Below are 21,845 nucleotides of genomic sequence, written 5' to 3'. Positions count from 1 at the left end.
AGTAAAACTAGCTGTTGCTAATCTGCCCGTTAACGATGGGCTCAAAAGCCGTATAGTTGTCGATTTGCGAAGAGCCAAGCCCCTGCACCAGGCCTTCATCGTTAAAGCGCTGGGCAAACTGCCCCTGCTCACCGTGTAGCGCCATATAGTTCAATAACACCATCTGCACCAACTGATCGACGTTATTGGCCGCGGGGCTAGAGCCTGTTTCAACATCGCCACTGCCGCGCATATAACCAATCTGCTGATGGCGTGCCTGCTCCGCTTCCGAAGCACCGATAAGCTGGGGCCGGCCACCAGGGTTATAAACCAGAAAAAACGATGCTGCGGTTTGCTGGTTGTCCGAGGTCCACATGCCTTTGCCGCGGCCGAGGCCATCTTCGGTCGCACCATTTGACGACAGCGAGCCGTCGGAACTGACGTAGAGCATTAGCGGCCGGCCCTTGCGCGCTGCGTATTCTAGGCACGCGCCCATACAGCGCCCAGCGCGAAAATCGCGTACCTCACCTGTCGAGCGGCCGCCGCCGTGGTAGTCATAACCGCCCATGGCAATGGTGCCGGCCCCGGCGTAGGGGTAACCATTAGCCGGGCTGTCGAGCACCAACTTCATCACCGACGCGGTTTTGGAAAACTCGCGGTCATTCATTTCGTCACTGCTGAAAATACCACTCGGGCCAACAATGTCCGGATCACTAAAGACATTGAGCACATCGATATTTGGAAACTGGTCGGCGAGGCTGGCGTTCTCAACATAGGTGCAGGCGAGCTTCTCGCGAACTTCGCTGTCGTTGGCAAGCAAGGTGTTGACGCTGTCTGTCTTGTTTTTTGACATGCGCGCAACACTTTCCATCACGTAGACCACCTCCTGGGGGCTCAATGAGCCAAAGTCACCGACACTGACCAGCCCGGTCACATCAGATGGCCTATCTATCTTGCTCGGCCGCAAATCCGGCTGAATATATTGCGCAGGCGCCATTGAGTTGCCGCCACTTTCACTGTTGCGCGAGCCGATAAGACCCAGCAGTGAACCCGTGGCGCCACCGATGCGGGCTATGCCATAGAGCGGGTTGTGCGGGTTGTTGCCAGTGTCGTTTTCCGAGCGCGCCGGTATCACTGCACCGTTAATATTGGCGCGAGTTAGCTCCGATGTGCGATCGTGAATGCCGCGCAAAAACGCCGAGTCGCTGTGAAAAGCCAGGCCGAGCGACGTATCAGTGTGGTCACCGTTGGACGAGCCGGTTTCACTGCTCGCTGCACCACCCGCTTCCAGTGCACCGGGCACCATGTCTCCCGGCAGGCCCTGCTTGCTATAACCACCGGCGCTGAGGAAATCCATCTGCCCGCCCTGACCGCCAACCAGTACGTTGGAGCCGGCCATATTGGCGCCGCCGGCAAGGTCAATATGAATAAACGGAATCTTGCGCGACGAACCACCATCGAGGCCACATTCGGTCAAACGCGCAAGCATGTCCGTACTTAAATCGGCCATCGCCGCAGGTGAAGCCAATAGCGAGCCGAGCACAGATGTTGTCGCCACAGTGCCAACACCAGTGCTAAAACCCTGGGCCAAAAACTCGCGCCGGGTTTTAGGGCGAGCGTGATCTGGCTGAGGTATGGGTTGATCGAGAGGAATAAATAAATTTTTCTTAGCCATGATAATTCCCCTTATTGAACCAGCATAATTGCGGAGGCAAGCGCAGCCGAACAGCTTGCGACCGCCGCGGTTGAAGTGTCGGTGTTTTGCATATTTGTAATTAAACTATCGAGCTCGCTGTAAACATCAGCGGGCACCGGCTGTGTCGTCAAACTCACGTTTGAACCGCCGTCATCGATATCATTGGTCAACAGTGCCGTCATCAGGCGGTTGATAAAGTGCTCGCGCCCAGCGCTGTCAAACGCTGTTGAAAACGCTGCCGCAAAATTAAATGAAGGCCACATCGCCGCGCGCAAACTGCTGTCGCCAACCAGCGCCGAACAGTAGGCAACACCAAGCTGCATAACGCCGCTCTGGTGAGACGCCAAAAACGCCTGCGGATCGGCAAGTACAGGCATGGCTTGGCGCACATTCGCCAGAACCGGCGCGACGACAGGGTGATCTACCGGCACCCCCGTCATTTGACTGTAACTTAAGTTAATTTCATCGAAGGTTCGCACGCCGACATCGCTGGTCGCATCGCCGGGCACAGGGGCAACGGCAACAGGCGCAAGTTCTGCCGGGCGCGCGTAGGCTTCACCGCCAATACTGTCAAAGCTCAAAAAGAATTGATCGTCTTGCGAGCCGCGATCGAGAGGAATAATAGCGCCGAGATCGGACAGCGGCGTACCGAGAGCAGCATCGTAATTATCGGCGTTAATGCTGATATCGAGATTGGCGTAGACCTGGCCTGTGGCCACTTCTTTACCGTTTAAGCCGATGCGCAGCCCCCGAATATTGAGATTGTCCGGTACCGCGGTTTCATCGAGACTGATAAAAAACGGATCGGCAAACAGGTAGCCATAGTTATCGTACTGCTGAACTTCAAACACAATGTACGCTTCGGGCACGCCGATCAGGTGGCTGAGACCAAATAACAAAAAGAATTTTTCGCCGACACCAACATCAAAGTTAGTAAACACATCTTCAGCACTTAAGGTGCGATTGTGAATCGACAGCATGCGTATGGTGCCCATCCACAGGTAGTCGTTGTCGACCTCATTGCCCACAGCCAGCGCGTAGGTAGGGTCCCAATCATTAAAGTTGCCAAGCGGGCTAGTATCTTCGGCAGCAAGCTCACCGTTGACATAAATGGTGCGCCCGTCAATTGGGTCAAAATTCACCACAACGTGCTGCAAAGTAGCCTGCAGTACCTCATCGGCAGACGGCGTGCTCAGCAGATCCCCGGCCACACCTTCAGCTTCGCTGTGACGCACAAGAAAATCGTAGTCGTAAGTTGTCTGGCCGAGGGTAAAGTTGCGCGCATCTGGCCCACCACTGTAAGTCACGATGCGAGCAGGGCCATCCTGAGCGACGTTATCGGGAATCACCCAAGCCTCAATAGCAAATTCACCGGTACTGCGAACTAACTGATGTAATTTCTCAGAAGCGCTGGTTGCTCCCTGGGCCTTGCCGTCGTTGATGCGAACACCCCACGAGCCCACCCACTCGTAGTCACCACTTAACTGCAAGTCCAGAGCAGGTTCTACCCCGGAGGTGTCGTAGGCTACGGCGCCGGAACCGGTTTTGAAATCGTACTGCGCAATCACCGCGCTCTCGATGCGACCACCCGAACTGGCGACAATGCCGTCCGGTAAGCCGAGCGCGTTACTGACTACCAGCTCAGGGTTAATTTCCGTCAGGGGAATACCGTCGGCAAAGGCCTGAATCGCACTTTGCATTTCGGCGGCATTTGACGGGCAGTCCGTCCAGCAGTTGTGAAACTCCTGGCCCAGGCGACTAACCAAACGGCTGTTTTGCGGCTCATCTAAGTTGATGCGACTGCGCGCAGCCAAGTAAGCGACATCGATTTCTTCACTGCCCAGGAAAGGCTGCTGACGCGTCGCGGCTTCTTCACTGTGGCAGCCCTCGCAGTACTGCTTCACAAGTGGATAAACCGTGCTTTCAAACAGCGCGGTATCGGCGGGGAAGCTCTTCGATACACCAACTTCAATCACCGGCGGCGCGGTCAGCACCACGGTGTTGGCAACGGCACCGGAAGCCGAAGCCCAGTTTTCGATATAGTTAGTAATCGTATCGGCACAGACACTGATTTCCGGGCGCCAGCAATTGTGGCCCTCGGAAACTTTGGTCACCAGCCGCGACAGCGCCGGTGCACCGAGATCAACCAGAGAATTCGCCTCGGAGTAGGCGCTGTTGATATCGTCGGCGCGAACAAAGCTCGGCGGCTGGCCACCCTGAACATGGCAGGCACCGCATTTGTCTTCGCCGGCGAGGTTGTCCCAAACATTGATTTTGAAATTTTGTACATCGTCAGTACTCGGCGCCGGGCCGTTGTAGACAATGCCGCGATCACTCTCGTCTGCCGACGGAGGTGCATTTTGCTGCACCTGATCACCACTGCCCTGAGAACAGGCGCCGAGCGCCAGAACAATCGCTGCGCAAATCAGAGCGCGCGCCACCAGTGTTAAATCTTTCATGGCCACCTCCTAATTGCCCGCACAGTACATTGCCGATTCGGCAAAGACGTTTTTAATATTGTAAGCAGCGCCGGCAAAGCTAGTTTGCAGCGCGGCGAGTTGATCCAGGTCGGCCTGGCTGTGAGCATCGCGCAGACACACATGCTTAAACACCTTGCGAACTGCGCAGCTGGCAAACGCGTCAGTGTGGGCGAGCTCTTGCATCAAAGAGCGCAGCCCCTGACCTTCACCGGGCAGCGCTTCATCCCAGCCGAGCACCGCGTTCTGGCCGACGCGCCAGTAATTGCTCCAGCTGTCGTCCGGTGTGCGAAAACCATAGGGGAAGGTCGCGTCGTTGTTAAAGTACTTAGGCTGGACACGCGAGCCGGTCTCTTCGTCGACGTCGACGTTGTATTCAATCTGCCCCTGCTCGCCAGTCGGGTCGCCGTCGGCGTCGTAGTTAAAGTCGTAATACGCCATGCTCTGCGTCAGCGGGTCCATACCCGCGTGGCAACCCATGCAAGTGTTTAAAAATACCCGGCTGTCGCCGCCAGGGCTGCGGCTGACATCCTGGCGGATGCGATCGGGTACTCGCTCAACATCGTGAACTTGCTCAAGGTCCATACACAGGTGGTTGACCAGGGTGTAGCGAAACTGGCTGCGGTTGGTGCCGGCAATAAAAAAAGCCTTGGCCGCTGCGCGCGTGGTAATAACACCGGCGGTTGCATCGGCCGGCAAGCCGGTAACACTGTGTTGCTCGCGATAAACCAGCGTATCTTTAAGGCTGTGGCCCGCCGCTTCGAGTTCGGCGTAGTGATTGTTGTTGGCGTTGTTGTAAGCGCTCAAGCCCGAAGCGTTACTGATATAAAGGTGATTGCCATAGAGCAGTTCGCGAAAATCTCTTTCGTCGCGAACTATGCCGATAACTGTCGCGATATAGTCGTTGAGCGGGGTAAATACATCAAAATCGCGGTTAGTCCACGGCGCCGCCCAATTCTTCAGTGTGGCGTTGTAAAAACCGTCGTTCTCCATCGCAATGTCCGCCGCTGCACGCATGTCGCCGGCATCAATTTCAGCTTTCATTTGCAGCAGAACCTGTTCACTCGGAGGAGTTCCAGCGAGGCGATCGTGTATGCGTTTTGCCTGCTCGAGAGAGCCTGCGTGAGCCGCGTGAGCGAGGCTTAGAGCCACAGCGAGCACGGCGGAGTGAGCCATGATATTCATTGTTCTACCTTTTTATCTATCAACAAGCCCGCGACTTAAGCCGCCCTGGTAAATAACTCGAGCGATATTGCACAGGCTAAAATTTGCTAGCTTTGGTCAAAATTTGTCATCTAAATTCGAATCACTTTGATCAATTAGCGTGAACTTCCTTGCATAAACGCTAAAACGCTAACTATTGCCTTAAACAGGCACGTTTTATTCCGCTACCATTAGCTCGATAGCGAGGCCGGCCTCTGTTTATAAAGTTTGCGGACTGCTTCATGTTTTAGTTGTTAAGTTCTAGCTTCAAAGCTCTCTCAGCTGGTACTTAAGATTGAAACGAACAGCAAAACAGACGCCAAAGCAAATACAGCAGCCAGCAAAACATATCATTGTAATTTTGACTATAAGCTTGTTCACAAGCTGGCACAGAAGTTGAAATCGTGAACTTACACAGCAGTGCCAGAAAGCTCGTATGCAAAATTAAATGGCAATATGCTCATTCATTTAAGGCCGCGTCAGACCAAGGGAAGCTTGGCGCGATAAGTGGCCCTCCAAGCCTGCCGACTTTAGTGCTGGCTTAGCGGACAATACCGGGTGCTCAACAACGATGTAGATGACACCCAATGGTGAAACGAAATAGAAACATGAAGATTAAGCTGATATTCCTGCTGGGATTAGGTGGCCTCAGCGCCGCTCTGCTCAGTGGCTGCGATGCAAGTGGCGGCGTAAATGGCTCGTCGCGCGGCTCTCAGGCCGCCGACCCGGTGGTTGTCGACTACCCTATTGCCTATGTCAAAAGGCCCATCCCCATCGATGAAGACGGCTTAGTTGTTGCCAAAAGCCCGCTCGACCCCGCCGCGTTTAAGCCCGGTGCGCAACTAATAATCAAAGACAGAGCCCAGGCCAGCGCAGCTGAAGAAATAGTAACCGACAAGCTCTTTCCTGCCGACGAAGAAAGCGGCCTGCCCGCGCTTTACGATGTTAAAGATCTGAGTGTCAGCTACGACGGCTTGAAACTGCTTTTTGCCCTGCGCGCGCCCGAAGACCCCAACCTCGATGACGATGAGCAGCCGAGCTGGAATATCTGGCAATACAATCGCGAGAGCGGCGAGCTCAGGCGCATTATTAGCAGCGACCTACAAGCAGAGCTCGGCGACGATATCGCACCACGCTATCTGCCCGATGACCGCATTGTGTTTTCCAGCACCCGCCAACCGCGCAGCAAAGCCATCTTGCTCGATGAAAACAAACCCCAATTTGACCCGGGCACTGAAGACGATAGAGACATGCCCACCTTTGTTCTGCACATCATGGACGAAGACGGCGGCAATATTGAGCAGTTAACTTACAACCAGAGCCACGACCTCGACCCGGTCGTATTAGATGATGGGCGCATCGCGTTTGTTCGCTGGGACAATTTCATCGGCGGCGAAGATAGGGTCAGCCTTTATACAACTCAAGCCGACGGCAGCAGCACCTCTCACCTCTTTGGTTACCACAGTCAAAACACCGGCACCGATGCCAGTGAAGCCATTCGTATCAAACCCATACAAACTCAAGACGGGCGCCTATTAGTCGGCTTGCAAGCGCGCGAAGTTGACAGTCAGGGAGGGGACATCGCCTATATCGACTATCTCAACTATGTTGGTGTCGGCCTGCCTTTTGCCAACGGCAGTGATGGCGGGGATGCCCAGCTAAGCGCCTCTGTCGGCGAAGTCTATACCAACGACGGCGTCTCACCGCGCGGTTATTTCAGCAGCGTATTTCCACTCTACGACGGCACCGGTCGCCTGCTTGCAAGCTGGGCTGGCTGTGTTGTCGAAGGTATCAAAATAGGCGTCTACCTCAACCACGACGGCCTACTTGTTAACGGTTACGGTGATTTTGTTAACAAAGACGGCGACAAGCTTGCCAGCACGGAGCAACCCGTTGCCGCAGACGCCAGCGATGTTCAAGCCTTTCCCTGTGGCGCCAATGTTGTTGCGCTCGATGAACTCAGCATTGCCAGCCCAAACTACGCTCTGTGGACGGTTGAGCCCGAGGAAGGCACTGTTAGGCCGGTGGTTCTCGCAGAGAGCGGCTCAATGTTTACCGACGCCGTAGTCATGCAGGAATACCAGCTGCCCGATTTCTACGTACCGGAGCCTCTCGATGATATGCAAGTTGAGCTGCGCGACGACAATCTCGGTGCGGTACATATTCACAGTGTTTACGAGCTGCACGGCAGCGACAACAGTGGCTCGTCGATCAGCGCTGTTGCCGACCCACTGCTTACGCCAGCCGAACAGCGGCCCGCTCGCTTCTTGCGCCTGTTAAAAGCCGTTAGCCTGCCAAATGAAGATGTCTACGATTTTGACAACAGCGCTTTTGGTCTGCGCGCTCGCGGCCAGATGAAAGATATTATTGGCTATGTGCCAATCGAGCCCGACGGCTCGGTTAAATTTGCAGTGCCGGCGGATATCGCTTTTAGTTTTCAGGTTGTCGATGAAAACGGCCGCGCCATCGACGGCAACATCGGCAGCACGCACGCCAACTGGCTAAGTGTAAGAGCCGGCGAAGTGCGCGAATGCGGCGGCTGCCATGAAAGCGGCAGCACTGAGCCCCACGGCCGCCTCGAAGCCGAGGCCGACTTCAGTTATGTAGGTGCGCTCGGCGCAGTGCCGTTCAACAATACTCAGCTACTCGACGAATTTGATACCGCCGAACCCGCACCGGAGTTTGGCGAAACCATGGCCGAATACTACGCCCGCCTCAGGGGCCCGCGCCGCCCGAGCGTCAACCTACATTATGACGACGAATGGACAGACCAAAGCGTAACCGCCAGAAGTAACAGCATCGATATTGCCTATGCCGACCTAAATATCGGCGCAGCTCCTGCAAGCCCCGCATGTCAGCTGGAGTGGAACGCCCTGTGTCGCAGCGTTATTAACTACCTCGAAAATATTGCGCCGCTGTGGCAAGCCGACCGCCGTGTCTTTGATGATATGGATCCAAGCCTGCTGCTAATCGATAGAACTTGCACCAGTTGCCACAGCCGCACCGACATTAACGGCGCGACACGTGTTCCCGTTGCCCAGCTTGAACTGACCAATGAACAGAGCCAGGACAACAACGACTACGTGACTTCCTACGTTGAGCTGCTGCGCGGGGATGTGCCGCAAGTGTTAAATGAAGACGGCGCCCTGGTCAATCAACAGCAAGAAGTGCCGGCCGTCGATGGCAACGGCAACCCCGTTTATGTTATCGCCACCGACCCGGTTACCGGCGAGCGCCTGACCGATCCTGTCACCGGTGAATTTATTTTATTGACCGATGCCAGCGGCAACCCTATTCAAGACACCATGCTTGTAGATGTTGCCGCCGGCCCTGCACCTATGCCCGGCCCTGCTCGTGACAGCGAGCGCTTTTTCTCCAGATTTGAAAGCGGTGCTATCCACGACGGGTGGTTAAACCAGGCCGAGCTAAAATTAATTGCTGAGTGGCTAGACATTGGCGCCCAGTATTACAACAATCCATTCGAGGCGCCCGAATAACCGTTCGTTAAGAGCCTGTGGCAACAACACTTGCTCAACCATTAACTGCGCCGGAAATAACAGCCCAAATTAGGACAGACATTTGGACTTAATTAGACAGCTCAGGGTCGCCCTAGTGGCCCTGACTTTAGTATTTAATTGTGCATATAGCCTCAACAGCTATGCGATAGAGTGGAACCCCCTTAACTGGCAGCTTTTTGCTGGCGCTGAGGGCATCGATATTATTATCAAAGCACCATTTGCCGAAATACGCACAGGGCCGGGACGCGGCTACCCCGTTACTCACGTCGTTGAACGCGGGGAAAAGCTGCATGTCGACAAAAGTAAAACCGACTGGTATCGCGTGCATACTGAAGAAGGCCTGAGCGGCTGGGTGCACAGCGAAGAACTCACTGGCGCCGAGTTTGCGCAAGACAGCGGTGTTGAAGCCGGTAAAAGCGCAGATTTTCGCCGCGCGGACAAAAGTGAACACGAACTTCGCCGCTGGGAACTGGGGCTTGCGCTCGGCGATTTCAGCGGCGCTCGCGCCACCACGCTCGGCCTGCAATACCACATGACGGCCAATCTCAGCGCCGAGCTAAAATACACTCAAGCCTTTGGCAATTTTTCGAATATTAAACTTTACAGCCTGAACGCCATTCACCAACCATTTCCAGATTGGCGTTTTAGCCCTTTTTTCACCCTCGGCTCGGGCCTGATGCAGACCTTCCCCAACTCCGGCCTTGTTGAAACTGAAGACAGGGAAGACACAGCAATGACTGTTGGCGGCGGCCTTTTTATCTACGCGTCGCGCAACTTTATGCTGAGAACCGAATACAACCACCACACAGTGCTGACCAGTCGGCCAGAAAATGATGAGGTACATGAATGGAAAGCTGGGTTCAGCGTATTTTTCTAAGTGCCGCGCTAGTAATAGCGCTGCCTGGCTTTGCCGAAGAGCGAGATGCCGGCGATGACGAAGAAATTCTAGAGGGGGTCATCAACCCCGATCTAGAGCGCCGCCAAATCGACGAGGGCAAAATAGACTCGGAGAATTTTGAGTTTGGCCTCAGTGCCGGTGTCATGAGCATCGAAGATTTTGGCACCCACAACAGCGTCGCCTTGCACATGGCCTACCACATTAGCGAGGACTGGTTTTTAGAGGGCACTTACGGCGCTTCGCAGGCCGGCTTGACCAGCTACGAGTATCTCGCCGCGCAGGATTTGTTAACTGAAGAAGAGCGCGACTTAAGCTACTTTGATATGTCGCTCGGGCTCAACTTATTGCCGGGAGAAATCTTCCTCGGAGAGAAACACGCATTTAACGCAGCGATGTATGTGCTCGCTGGAGTCGGCTCCACTCAGTTTGGCGGCGACGAGTATTTCACCGCCAACTACGGTGCCGGAGTTAGGTTTTTTACAACAGACTGGCTGGCACTGCGCATGGGCTTTAACAATCGTATTTTCACCCACAGTATTTTTGGCGTAGATAAAACCGTACAAAACTTAGAAGCCAATATTGGCCTGTCACTATTTTTCTAAAGGAGATGGCTATGAAAAACCTAATAAGCTTTGCCGCCTTACTGCTTCTGGCCTGCACAGTTCAAGCAGAGAAGATCCAGGACTTCACACTTAAGAGCAACCAGAACAAAAATATTCGTATCAGCGATTTGCGCGGCCAAGTGGTCATGCTCAACTTCTGGGCCAGTTGGTGTGGCCCCTGCCGCCAGGAAATGCCATTGCTCGATAAAATTTACGCGCGCTACAACGCCGCAGGCTTCGAGTTACTCGGTGTCAACAATGATGTCACCGAACAAGACGCAGCCGGCTTTCTCGCCGAGCGACCGGTGAATTTCCCCATCGTCTACGACCCGGACAGTAAAGTGCGCGATATGTTTAAAAAATACCAGGGCATCCCCCTGTCTATCTTTATCGACTGCGACGGCAACATCGACACCGTACATCGAGGTTATAAAGCCGGCGATGAAAAAGCCTATATCAAAACCATCAAAAAGCTGATGCGCACATGCTCTGCCTAAAACGCTTTGTTCTAATAATTGCCGCCGCGAGTTCAAGTGCCTGCTCCATACAACCGTGGGTGCAAAGCCATGAACGCGGCGAACTCGCCGACCCAATTATGGCCTTTGAACGCCACCCGGCTTCAACACGCTACATTAATCACGTATACGAGGCGCGCGAGTCTGCTCGCGGAGCCGAAGGCGGCGCGGGAGGCGGCTGTGGTTGTAACTAGATTATTATGCTTGCTCGCTGCACTGTTTCTCAGCGTTAGCGCAAGTGCGACCGTGTTGCCCGAAGATCAGAGCGAAGTGCTCTACCACCGCTACCAGGGCGGCGGCATTACCATCGACGGCCCATCGGTTTTGGTTCGCAAAGGTTTTAAAGACAAAGTCAGTGTCTGGGGCAACTACTACACCGACAACATCAGTGGCGCTTCGATCGATTTATTAGCGCAGGGCTCGAGCTACTACGAAGAGCACCGCACAGAAACCAGCGTCGGCGCAGACTACCTGCACGGGCGCACAATTATGAGCTTAAGCGGCACCAATAGCTCAGAGCGAGACTACGAAGCCAACAGTTTTGCCTTTGGCTTAAGCCAGGCGTTTTTTGGTGATATGTCGACCCTAAGCTTGAGTTACAGCCAGGGTAACGACGATGTTCGCGAAAACATATACGAAGACGGCAGCATTGTTGACACGATAGATCGGGGCAAAGCTCGCCACCAGCGTTACGGCCTCGGCCTTAGTCAAATCATAACCCGCAAACTGATCGTGTCTTTTAACGCTGAAACGGTTGTCGACGACGGCTTTTTAAACAACCCCTATCGCTGGGTGCGCTACCTCGATGGTGAAAATCTGGGCCGCGAAAAAGAAAAATACCCGGCCTCGCGCAACAGCGATGCCTTTGCGCTGCGCGCCATGTACTACCTGCCCTATAGAGCGGCATTAAAAGCTGAATATCGCATATTTAGTGACAGCTGGGGCATAGAGGCAAGCAACTGGGAACTTCGCTACATTCACCCGTGGCGAGACTGGATCTTTGAAGCGAAATACCGCGCTTACGAACAGGGCCAAGCTGATTTTTACAGTGACCTTTTCCCCTATGCCGATGCTCAAGAGTACCTGGCACGGGACAAAGAGCTCAGCGAATTTAGCGATAGCACTTTGGGCCTCGGTTTTAGTTATGACTGGGATCAGAAATATTTATCGTGGGCCGATAAAACCACCTTGAACTTCTATTGGGATTACATCAATTTCGATTACCATAACTTCCGCGAGAATACGCCGGAAAACACCAGTGAATACGGTTCCGGTAACGAACCTTTTTACAGTTTTGGTGCCCATGTAGTACGCGCATTTATCTCCGTCGCGTATTGAGCCCATATTCAAGGAATAACGATGAAAATCAGTAGCGTACTGGCAGTGACCCTGATCTGCTCCAGCTTGGCAGCGTGCAAGCTGGGTTTTGAAGCCAAGGATCCAGACGATAAAGACCAAAGCATTTACAGCGGCCCGAGCGAAGGCAAGTGGTGGGAGCTGACGTTCACCGGCAGCGGCAATAATTATGAACTGCGAAGACGCCCCTCGCCGAGCAGCTCTCAAACAGACTTCACGCTCAAAGGCACCATGACTCGCCTGGATAGCGGTTATGCTCAGTTCAGCGTAAGCTCTAAGACAGGCTCGGGCGACAACGTCGGTTCTAACTTTGTTGCCCTGGAGTTTGGCAACGAAGCTTTTGTACTCTACCCCGTTGAAAGCGGAGCCGACGAGCTCATCGCTATCGTGCCCAAAGACAAATGCCCAAGCAACGATGTACGCGGCAACGGTTTGTTTCTTGAACGCCCCGAAGACAACGCCACCAGCGACAGCATTGCCTGGCTTGGCAGCTTTACTTACGGCATTAGCGACAAGTCGGCGCGCTTGTCCGACGGCCTTGCTCTCGACGATGACTTTACTCGCCAAAACGATGTCAGCACTAGCAGTGCCGACTGTGAAGACGGCATTGCCGAGCACAATAACGGCAACCATTTTTTAGCGGATAATTCCGCCGTGATTGAGCTCGATGCCGGCGAAAATAACTATCGCCGAGTATTTAGCCTGCCGGCCAGAAGCATCAATGCTATTGCCGACAGCAATGGTAATTACGTCGGTTTTGCTCGCGACTTTGCGGCACCGGACGATGTTTTTTATATCCGTGCTGAGTGCACAGACGGCCAGTGCAGCCTGTATCAGGTCAGTGATATCGAAAATCCCGAAGCCTCAACCCAGCTGTATTACACACTAAATTTTGACGATAACCTGAACGTCAATAACAGCGCCGGCCTGGCTACCGGGGATATAACCAACCACCCGGTCAACGGCGACCCGCAGAATCAAAGCAATATCGCCTGCAGCATTAATACTAGTTTTAGCTCGGAAGTCGGTTCGAACACTAAAAACTACCAGTTCCTGCACTGCAATGCTCAGAGCCCCTACAACCGAGAGCGCCTGCTACATTTAGTGCTGTTGCTCGAAAGCTAAAATGAAGCCTGCGGGGCCGAGTCACGCGGGGCTCAGTGCCGCAGGCTTCATTTTTTTCTCGCAGGCTATTGACTCCACCCCCACAACTGATACTGTATATTTAAACAGTATTACTGGAGGCCATTATGGCAGTTGTTGCAGTTTGGAAGTGTGACCGGGACGGCGCTATGTTTGCGAACAAAAAAGACGCAGAAGAGCACGATAAAATGCTCGAGCTAGCTGAGAATATCAGTGCTTATATCGAAGCTAATATTGAGGGGCTCGACGAAAAACACAGCGAGGCGATTGGTTTGCTCTTATCTCGCCACCGCGAGGAATTAGCGAAAGCCTGTAAAGGTAAACCAGAGATATTGCTCGAAATCCCTGCAGATAGCGAAAGCAGTGACGGCGACAAGCCCGCAGACAAGCAAAATATCACTCCAATTGCTGGCACGGCTTAAAGCGGCTGCTGTCCATTAAGTGTCGATCAAGCTTTGCGCCGGTTCGAGCCCGCTTTTTCCCTTTTTTTGCTTAAGCTCGAATCGGTTTTTAGCCCTACTAGGGGCCCAATAACTGCATGACCACCGTTAAACTAAATAAACTCAACAAGGTCGATAAGATAATCGTTGAGGCTACTAAAGCCTCATTGTTTTGATAGCGCCGCGCAATGACCTGAGTACTAACGCCAACTGGCATCGCCGCAATCACCACCGCCGTTTTTAACCACAAGCCGTCTATAGCCCACAAATAAGTCGCACTAAAATATACCGCAAGCGGCAACAGGCTTAGTTTTGCCACGCTTAACAGTACAGCCTGGATTAGCTCCCCCTTTAAGCTGAAATGGCTAAGTGTTGCCCCAAGTACCAAAAATGACAGTGGCACGGCCGCCTCACCTAATAATGCCATCGCATTGTCGAGCACCGTTGGCAGAGAAAAGCCGAGCGCATTTAGGGCCAAGCCACTTAACAAACTCATGGTTATCGGGTTTTTAAACAGGCTCAAAACAATAGCTTTAAGCTGTAACCAAAAACGCCCGGCCTTTAGCCCTTCACCTTCAGCAGCAAGTGTCGCCAGAGTAAACAAAATAAAATTGTGCACACTGATGATAATTGACATCGGCAACAGCGCCTCGTCACCCAAAAAGTGCAGGCATACGGGAATGCCAATCACCGTGACATTGCCGTAAACAGAACTCATCGCCAATACCGCACGGCTCTTAGCTCTAACCTTTAGCAAGCTCAATACAGAAAAAGACAGGATAAAAAGTAACAGCAAAGGCAGGAAATAAGCGGCGAGATAAGCGAGGTAATTAAAACCCACAAGCTCTGCTTTAAGTATGCCGTTAAATAGTAGCGCCGGTATCAAAATACTAAAAACAAGGCTATTTAGATTTGCCTCGCCTTCTCGATTTAAAAACCTAAAGCGGCTTAAAACAAAACCGAGAGCGGCAATACATAAAACAGGGGCAATCGCTGAGACTAACTGCACGGATCAGCTTCCTAACAGGTCAGATAAGATATAGATAAAATAAGATCAGGCCCTAGTATAACGAGTCTTATTAAAACAAATTTGAGCTAAGCCGGTATTTATTTGTAATTCGATCCGCGCGCCAAAACCAATAAAGTGGCGCACTTCAAACCGCTTGAGACTTGCAACAAGTGCAGCTCACTATAAGTTGTTAAGGCCTGTAATATTAATAGGTCGCCAGCATCTGTTGTTGAGCCGGGTGGCCGTACTGGGCAATAAAAGCTTTTAGCTGTGTGGCTTCAACGGCAATACTTACCCCGCTATTGTGAGCGAAGCCGTTATTAAAATATGCGCGATAAGCACGCAACAAACCGAGCAAACTCACCTGCCCTGCCTCACAAGACAACAGCGCGCCACCGCTGCTTCCCGCAGCTATTGCAGCCGAGCTGTATAAACCCGACCAGCGCACCTCGAGCAATTTGCCTTTGTTTAGCTCCGGTACGTGCGCAGAAGACCAACCATAGGCATAAAGAGGCTGACCCGGTTTGGGCAGACTCGCAGAAAAAGGCAAGCTCGGGCGCGAGCCGGTATTAATATGCAATAAGGCTAAATCCAGCCCTTCGTGCACAGCGATCAGCCGGGAGACTTCTCCGCTGTCGAGATACAAACGAGCACCTTGAGCCAGCGCATGGGCAACCGTCAACACCCGGTCTTTCGCAATCACCACACCACTGGCGTGAACACCCGGCGACATATTGAGTTTGACTAAAGCGTGCCGCCACTGCCCGTTAGCGTCGAGGCAAGACTCAGCCATGCTAGGCGCGCTGTAAACACAGCTAACTGACAAAAGATAAATAAACAGATATCGAGACATAGCCTGCTGCCACTCAAACAAGTTGATACAACAAGCTTAGACTTTCAAAAGTAGCTGCTTAGAACGGCTTGCGACTAAGCACAGCTAGAAATATGCCATGCGAGATCAAGCTGCCGCTATATGAGCTTAAAGAATATCGAGGCCTTCTAACTCTTTTTTTAATTCAGCACTGAAGTCATTTAATAGCTGATTCAGGCTTTGTACGTAGGCTTCGTAAGATGCACCGCTTTCGAGACTGTGGCGATAGCGGCCGCGAGCAAGCTCAGTGGAGGCCTCAACATCAAAAAGCGTCCACTGCAAACGCGCGCGAACAGGGCCAGGGCGCTCGCCATCAAATTCCTGTACGTCTATGCGCAACTGCCAGCGCGGGCGCGAGCGGCTGTCCCACGGAAAACTTTGCACACTTAAGGCTTGCATACCGTCGTCGAGCTCAGCGGCGACAACCCGGGCAATAGCGGAATCCAGAGCTTCAGCCCATGCGTGCGCACCGCTAACAGCCAAGCCCTGCCCCTGCTTGCGCGATACGATCGCAGTATTTTTCAAATAGCCGGCAACATTCACCGGGCCTATGCCCAGGGCTGATATTTTTTTGCTCGGCACACTGATCACTTCGGCTTGCTCAAGAGGCTGCTGCTGAGCAAATAAACTGTAATAACTGGTCGCCGGTCCACTGCTTGAACAAGCGGCGGCCGCAGCACACAGCAGCATGACAGCAGCGCGCACACATAACTTATTCATCTTTATCGGCTCCGTAAATCAAGGCTTGGGGATGGCGATTGAGCTCATCGAGAAATAACTGCATGGAGCGGCTCGCATCTGACACACTCTCAAGCATTGAGCTCATCTCGTGGCGGAACTGCGCATCCGGCGCAAGAATTTGATTAAAATTCTCAAGCAACTTTTCAGATTCGGCCAGGGCTAAATGCGCTTTGGCCATGCTCTGCTCGAGGCCGGCCATTGCACCATCAATTTTGTGCGCAGTATTTTGTTGCTCAAGCGTGCCCATCACCTGTTTTAGGCTCGCCATGCCAGAGGCCAGATCTTTACCTATCTGCTCAAACGGAATTTGTTCAACTTGGGCAAGAATATTATCGATCTTGCCCTCTATGCCACCTTCCCCTGCGGGGGCACTGGGCAGCTCACTGTAATCATCAAAGACAACAAGTTCACCGGCGCCTTCATCGGTAAAACCGAGTTCGATGTATTTAGCCCCGGTTAACAAACTTGCGGTAGCCATATTTGCTCTCAAACCCTGCTCAACCATGCTTTTAAGTTGAGCATCAAACTCTTCGCGCGAAGGCTCGTGGTCCGGGCTAAAACGCTGTGGGGCAATAGCTATATAAACATGCAGGCTGTTATCGTTATTGCTCGCATTGTCGAGCTTTACATCGACCACCTCACCAACCTTGATGCCCCGAAACTCAACCGGTGCACCAACCGCCAAACCGCGCACAGTATCGCTAAAGCGCAGTAAAAAATGATGTTTAATCGTAAAGCGCTCTTCGAGCACACTTTCTTTGTCGGGATAGAGGTAAAAACGGTGGCCCTGCTCGGCGGGCGTTTCATCGCCGAGCGCCGAGCCATTGCCAAACTCAATACCGCCGGCTATGAGTGAGGTCAGCGAAGCCATTTTAGCTTTCATGCCCTCGGCGCCGAGGCTGACACCAAAACCGCTGACATCCCAAAAACGCGAACGCTGCTGAACCATTTGATCGTGGGGCGCACGAATAAAAAAGTTGATATCAACATGCTGTTGATTTTCCGCCAGGCGATAACCGGTGACTTCACCCACGCGAATCTGCCGATAATAAACGGGTGAACCTATGTCGAGTGACCCCAAGGTATCGGCCTGCAACACGTAGTGTGTGCCCTGAGCTGAGCTCTGTAAGATCGGTGTTTCGTCGAGCCCGCGAAAACTGGTTTCAGTTGCACCCTCGGGGCCGGGGTCCATAACGATGTACACACCGGAAATCAGCGTGCCGAGATTGCTGACTCCCTTGGCAGAGATGCGCGGAGTCACCACCCAAAAACGTGTCGACTTACTTAAGTGGCGGCTCACCGCTCTGTCGATCTCAGCGGTGACAATAACACTGCTCAGGTCTTTGCTAAGGCGCAGGCTCTTTACAGAGCCAACCTGCACGTCCTTCAAGCGAATCTGAGTCTGGCCGGGGATAATATCCGAAGCTTTGGCAAAGGTAATTTCTATCTGTGTGCCTTTGCTCATCTGCGCCTGCACAGCAAGCCAAACGGCAATAACAAAAGCGATAAGCGGCACTATCCATACCGGGCTGATACGCGTCATACGCTTAACGATTGATTGTTTTACCATGCTGCTGTTCTCGAGCGTCCCAGATTAAACGCGGGTCAAAAGTTTCTGCGGCCACCATCGTAATCACTACAACAGCGCCGAAGGCGATAATAGCGCCCTCAGCTTCAACAGTATAAATGAAGCCAAATTGCACCAGCGCCACAAAAATAGTGACAACAAATACATCAACCATCGACCAGCGCCCGATAAATTCCGTTAATCGATAGAGCCAGGCCCGGTGGCGAGCACCGACACGAATGCGCCATTTTACGGCAACAATCAAATAAGTCAGTATCACCAACTTAAGTATCGGCACCACGATGCTGGCGACAAACACAATAATAGCGATGCCCCACAGATCGTTGGCAATCAACGACACAACACCGGAAAAAATCGTATCCGTGCTGACCTCACCGAGGCTGGTATAAGTCATAATCGGCAAGATATTGGCAGGGATATATAAAATCGCTGCGGCCAACGTCAGGGCTGTGGTTTTCTCAAGGCTGTGCGGGATGCGCTCGTGTACTTCGGAGCCACAGCGCGGGCACAGGCCGCCTGATTCGACTATGCTGCGCCCGACCAAAGCATTGCACGAAGTGCAGTCGAGCACCTCTTCACCCACCTCAGTGGTAAAATAATTATTGGTATTTATCCACGCCCAAAACTTCATACGGCTGAGTTTGAGGTTGGCCAATATCAATATCGCAACAAGTAAAAACAGCGCGTAACTACCCACTTCAAGTTCGAGGTGAGCCATGTCGGCCATTTTAATGGAGCCGACCACCATGCTTAATAAAAATATCTCCAGCATCGACCAGCTCTGAGCCTGGTTAAACCAACGCAGTACCGTTGCCTGGCCGCGCAGGCGGCGATTGAAATAATACGGCAGCACCAGATATAGAAGCGCACAGATTTCAAATAACGGAAATAAAACTAAGGTAGCCAGAATCAGCGCCGCCAGAATAAAATTGTTGCGCTGAAACAGCGCCCAAAAACCATCAACAATGGTGACACTCTGGCTCTGAGTGCCGATCTCCAGCGTCAGGATCGGAAAAAACATGCTGATAATAAACAGCGCAAGAGCGGCAAACGCCAGGGCAATAACGGTCTCAAACCAGCGGCTCTGGCTCTGGCTCAATTCCGCGCCGCAGTTAAAACACATCAGCGCGTGATCGGCCTCAAGTGCAACGACATATTGAACTTGCCCACACTCGTTGCACACCAACCAGTCTTTGTGTTCGCTGTGCAAGGATTCGGGCCCGGAGCGCCCCATGTCTTCGAGCAGCTGCTGTAATTCCTTTTTATTACTACTCATAGCCAGATCTAACCCGCGGCGGCTAAAGCAAATATCTGCTTTAGCAAAACTTGATTATTCACCGCAGACAGAGCGCGATTGCGCAGCAGACGCACAGCGGGATCGGCACTGCCAAAAGCCCGCTTAAAGGCCTCCATCATCGCCATAACCGCAAGATTGTGGGGCTGGCGCTGACGCGCAAAGCGGCGCAGGGTTGCCGTTTCACACGCGGGAAGGTCTCGACTGGCCGCGCGCTGCAGTTCCGCCGCCAATACCTCAACATCGTAAAAACCCAGGTTGACCCCTTGCCCGGCGAGCGGATGTATTGTGTGCGCCGCATCGCCGATCAGTACACAACCTTGCTGCCAATAGTGTTTTACAGAGCGCTGACGCAGCGCTATCAGTTGGCGCTCGCCGCAAGAAATAAGCTCGCCGAGGCGTTTCTCAATTGAACTTTCCAACGCCGAGGAAAATTGCGACTCGTTCAAAGCCATAAGCTGCTGAGCTTTCGTGTGTTGCTGTGACCAAACAATGGCGCTGCGGTGCCGGCCATCGCTGCTGTCGAGCGGTAAAAAAGCCAGCGGCCCATCTTCTGAGAAGCGCTGCCAACAACAGTGCTGATGGCTCAGCTGGGTTTCGACCGTGCAGACAATAGCGCTGTGGCCATAGTCCCATTCGCGCATCTCAAAGCCGGCAAGACTGCGCAAGCGCGACAGTGCACCATCGGCGCCAACAACTAAACCCGCTTCCAATGACGATGCATCGCTGAGCTGCAAACGCGCGAAGGGCTGATTCGGCGATCGATCTAAATGCTCGAGTTTAAGCCCGCGGCGCTGCTCTATATTAGATACACAACTGAGTTTGCGATTTACCGCCGCCAACAACACTGAATTTTCGACAATGGCGCCGAGCCGGCTTTCACCGATTTGCCCGGCGCTAAACTCTAAACTGCCGGTGCCGTCTTCATCCCAAACTCGCATTGCCTGGTAATCTGCAAAACGATTAAGCTCCGACCAAATACCGAGGCGATCAAGCAGGGCGATACTGCGCTGGGAAAGCGCAACCACACGGCTATCCCAGTGCGTTAACTCGGCATCAATTTTTGCAGGCCCGGCATCTAGCAGCACGATGCGCCACTTATCCGCGAGCTCGCTGCGACTGAGGGCCAGCGCAAGTGTGGCACCCACTAAACCTCCGCCAACAATGGCAATATCACAACTGGGCATAAGTGCCCCCGGGCAATTTCAAGCCCCGCCCCATCATCTGCGCTGCAAACATCGCTTTCAGGGGCGAACAGTGATTGATCAGGCTCAGACCGAGGCCGCGGCCTGTTTTTAAAACCGGATTTTTGGCGGCAAAAGCCTTGATAAAAGTGTGGCTCAAAGCACCGGTTAACTGTTGGTCGAGGCTTCTGGCCTCGATGTAGCGGCTAAGAGCGCGGCTGTCGCCCAGGGTTTCCCCCCTATCGTCAGCGGCTACTAGCTGCTTAACAAGTTCTTCACAGTCGCGCAGCGCAAGATTAAAGCCCTGGCCTGCAACTGGGTGCAAGTAGTGCGCGGCATTGCCGAGCAGAACCACGCGCCGGCGCCACTGCTCATCGGCGACAATACGCTGCAGCGGGTAGCTGTGACGAGCGCCAACAGCGCTAAAAGCGCCGAGCTGCCAAGCAAAGAGCCGCTGCAGTTGGCCGAGAAATTGTTTCTCACTGCAATGTAGCAATTGCTCTGCAGCGCGCTCACTGCGTGTCCACACCAGCGCAGAGCGATGTCGACCCGCATAACTTTGCATAGGCAGCAAGGCAAGCGGCCCGTCTTCACTAAAGCGCTCAAAAGCACAGCCCTGGTGTGCTTTGCTGTGTTCCACATTGGCAATCAGCGCCTGCTGGGCATAGTCGTGTTTGCTAAAAGAGATACCGAGTTGTCGCGCCAGCGGAGACTCAGCGCCATCAGCTAATAACAGTAACTTTGTCTGCAATAATTTTGTCTGAAATGACTCAGGCTCAGCCGCACCGAGTTCAACCTCAACCCCGACATTATCGGCACTAAAAACTAATTTTTTCACAGCGGCCGGCGCCAGCAGAGAAATATTCTGCTGGCACTTCAGTGTCGCCATCAGCAACTGGCCGAGGCGGCGGTTGCTAATGGTTGCACCAAGCGCGCGACCAGCATTGAGTGAAGTGTCGAGATTAACCGCAGCAAACGAGCCCCGGTCACTGACCTTGACCTGGGTTATGCTCTGCAGCTCGGTATCTGCGAACGCTGTCGCGCCATTCAAGGCCAAGTCGAGACGCTTAAGCGTCTCGAGCGACGCCGCGGCCAAAGCCGTCACCCTGTCGTCAAAACTCGGGCTCGACTCTCCGCTGGCAACCGCGCGGCTCTCGAGCACAGCGATGCGCCATTGCGGCCTCGCCTCGGCTAACAGCAGCGCCTGAGTGAGACCAACCATGCCGGCACCCACTATCAGCACATCAAAAGCCGACGTCGGCAAACCCTGATGTAGCTGTTCAACACTGTCTGGCTTATCGCTTTGCACTGTATAACTCTTATTTTTGCGC

At 53.2% G+C, this 21,845-nt stretch carries 18 protein-coding genes; 8 read left to right on the top strand and 10 right to left on the bottom strand.

Features of this window, described 5'->3' with window-relative positions:
* Nucleotides 1-7: 7 nt before the first annotated feature.
* From CFK45_RS13285 to CFK45_RS13275, 3 genes are read right to left on the bottom strand one after another with little or no spacing between them, the layout of a single operon-like run.
* Complete coding sequence (locus CFK45_RS13285) at nucleotides 8-1,654, bottom strand: general secretion pathway protein GspF (RefSeq protein ID WP_096086935.1); 1,647 nt, start codon at nucleotides 1,652-1,654, stop codon at nucleotides 8-10.
* 11 nt (nucleotides 1,655-1,665) lie between these two features.
* Entirely contained in the window at nucleotides 1,666-4,134 is a 2,469-nt protein-coding gene (locus CFK45_RS13280) for a LamG domain-containing protein (RefSeq protein WP_096086934.1), read from the bottom strand.
* A 9-nt stretch (nucleotides 4,135-4,143) separates the two neighbouring features.
* Complete coding sequence (locus tag CFK45_RS13275) at nucleotides 4,144-5,328, bottom strand: hypothetical protein (RefSeq protein WP_096087076.1); 1,185 nt, start codon at nucleotides 5,326-5,328, stop codon at nucleotides 4,144-4,146.
* 635 nt (nucleotides 5,329-5,963) lie between these two features.
* On the opposite strand from CFK45_RS13275, the gene CFK45_RS13270 reads away from it, so the two are divergent.
* From CFK45_RS13270 to CFK45_RS13235, 8 genes are all read left to right on the top strand, one after another.
* Nucleotides 5,964-8,852 carry an HzsA-related protein gene (locus CFK45_RS13270; RefSeq protein WP_096086933.1) on the top strand — a complete coding sequence of 963 codons (2,889 nt, stop codon included), beginning with the start codon at nucleotides 5,964-5,966 and terminating at the stop codon, nucleotides 8,850-8,852.
* A gap of 115 nt (nucleotides 8,853-8,967) precedes the next feature.
* The gene (locus CFK45_RS13265; protein WP_158224704.1) at nucleotides 8,968-9,750 is read left to right on the top strand and encodes an SH3 domain-containing protein; all 783 of its coding nucleotides are present in this window, start codon (nucleotides 8,968-8,970) and stop codon (nucleotides 9,748-9,750) included.
* On the top strand, nucleotides 9,720-10,373 hold the full coding sequence (locus CFK45_RS13260) for an outer membrane beta-barrel domain-containing protein (RefSeq protein WP_096086931.1): 654 nt from the start codon (nucleotides 9,720-9,722) through the stop codon (nucleotides 10,371-10,373). The genes CFK45_RS13265 and CFK45_RS13260 overlap by 31 nt, the downstream gene beginning before the upstream one ends.
* 11 nt (nucleotides 10,374-10,384) lie before the next feature.
* Nucleotides 10,385-10,870 (top strand): TlpA disulfide reductase family protein, encoded by a 486-nt coding sequence (locus tag CFK45_RS13255; protein ID WP_096087075.1) that lies wholly within the window; start codon nucleotides 10,385-10,387, stop codon nucleotides 10,868-10,870.
* On the top strand, nucleotides 10,858-11,082 hold the full coding sequence (locus CFK45_RS13250; protein WP_096086930.1) for a DUF4266 domain-containing protein: 225 nt from the start codon (nucleotides 10,858-10,860) through the stop codon (nucleotides 11,080-11,082). Before CFK45_RS13255 ends, CFK45_RS13250 begins: the two co-directional genes overlap by 13 nt.
* Nucleotides 11,069-12,226, top strand: a complete 1,158-nt coding sequence (locus CFK45_RS13245; protein ID WP_239923682.1) for a DUF3570 domain-containing protein — start codon at nucleotides 11,069-11,071, stop codon at nucleotides 12,224-12,226. The genes CFK45_RS13250 and CFK45_RS13245 overlap by 14 nt, the downstream gene beginning before the upstream one ends.
* Nucleotides 12,227-12,247: 21 nt before the next feature.
* Nucleotides 12,248-13,369 carry a hypothetical protein gene (locus tag CFK45_RS13240; protein WP_096086929.1) on the top strand — a complete coding sequence of 374 codons (1,122 nt, stop codon included), beginning with the start codon at nucleotides 12,248-12,250 and terminating at the stop codon, nucleotides 13,367-13,369.
* A 125-nt stretch (nucleotides 13,370-13,494) separates the two neighbouring features.
* A complete protein-coding gene (locus tag CFK45_RS13235) occupies nucleotides 13,495-13,809 on the top strand; it encodes a YebG family protein (protein ID WP_096086928.1) in 315 nt (104 codons plus the stop codon).
* 97 nt (nucleotides 13,810-13,906) lie between these two features.
* Here the strand turns inward: CFK45_RS13235 and CFK45_RS13230 are convergent, their stop codons facing one another.
* The 7 genes from CFK45_RS13230 to CFK45_RS13200 form a co-directional block, all read right to left on the bottom strand.
* Nucleotides 13,907-14,836, bottom strand: a complete 930-nt coding sequence (locus CFK45_RS13230) for an AEC family transporter (protein WP_096086927.1) — start codon at nucleotides 14,834-14,836, stop codon at nucleotides 13,907-13,909.
* A gap of 205 nt (nucleotides 14,837-15,041) precedes the next feature.
* On the bottom strand, nucleotides 15,042-15,629 hold the full coding sequence (locus CFK45_RS13225) for a trypsin-like peptidase domain-containing protein (RefSeq protein ID WP_158224703.1): 588 nt from the start codon (nucleotides 15,627-15,629) through the stop codon (nucleotides 15,042-15,044).
* 186 nt (nucleotides 15,630-15,815) lie between these two features.
* The gene (locus tag CFK45_RS13220; RefSeq protein WP_096086925.1) at nucleotides 15,816-16,427 is read right to left on the bottom strand and encodes a PqiC family protein; all 612 of its coding nucleotides are present in this window, start codon (nucleotides 16,425-16,427) and stop codon (nucleotides 15,816-15,818) included.
* Nucleotides 16,420-18,018, bottom strand: a complete 1,599-nt coding sequence (locus tag CFK45_RS13215) for a PqiB family protein (protein WP_096086924.1) — start codon at nucleotides 18,016-18,018, stop codon at nucleotides 16,420-16,422. Before CFK45_RS13215 ends, CFK45_RS13220 begins: the two co-directional genes overlap by 8 nt.
* On the bottom strand, nucleotides 17,996-19,312 hold the full coding sequence (locus CFK45_RS13210; RefSeq protein WP_239923680.1) for a paraquat-inducible protein A: 1,317 nt from the start codon (nucleotides 19,310-19,312) through the stop codon (nucleotides 17,996-17,998). The genes CFK45_RS13215 and CFK45_RS13210 overlap by 23 nt, the downstream gene beginning before the upstream one ends.
* 8 nt (nucleotides 19,313-19,320) lie before the next feature.
* Nucleotides 19,321-20,517, bottom strand: a complete 1,197-nt coding sequence (locus CFK45_RS13205; RefSeq protein WP_096086923.1) for an FAD-dependent monooxygenase — start codon at nucleotides 20,515-20,517, stop codon at nucleotides 19,321-19,323.
* Complete coding sequence (locus CFK45_RS13200) at nucleotides 20,504-21,823, bottom strand: FAD-dependent monooxygenase (protein ID WP_096086922.1); 1,320 nt, start codon at nucleotides 21,821-21,823, stop codon at nucleotides 20,504-20,506. The genes CFK45_RS13205 and CFK45_RS13200 overlap by 14 nt, the downstream gene beginning before the upstream one ends.
* Between the last annotated feature and the right edge of the window lie 22 nt (nucleotides 21,824-21,845).

This window comes from Agaribacterium haliotis (genome assembly GCF_002312815.1).
Taxonomy (GTDB): domain Bacteria; phylum Pseudomonadota; class Gammaproteobacteria; order Pseudomonadales; family Cellvibrionaceae; genus Agaribacterium; species Agaribacterium haliotis.
Note: the sequence above shows the minus strand (reverse complement) of the source record. Positions and strands in the feature narration are given on the sequence as shown.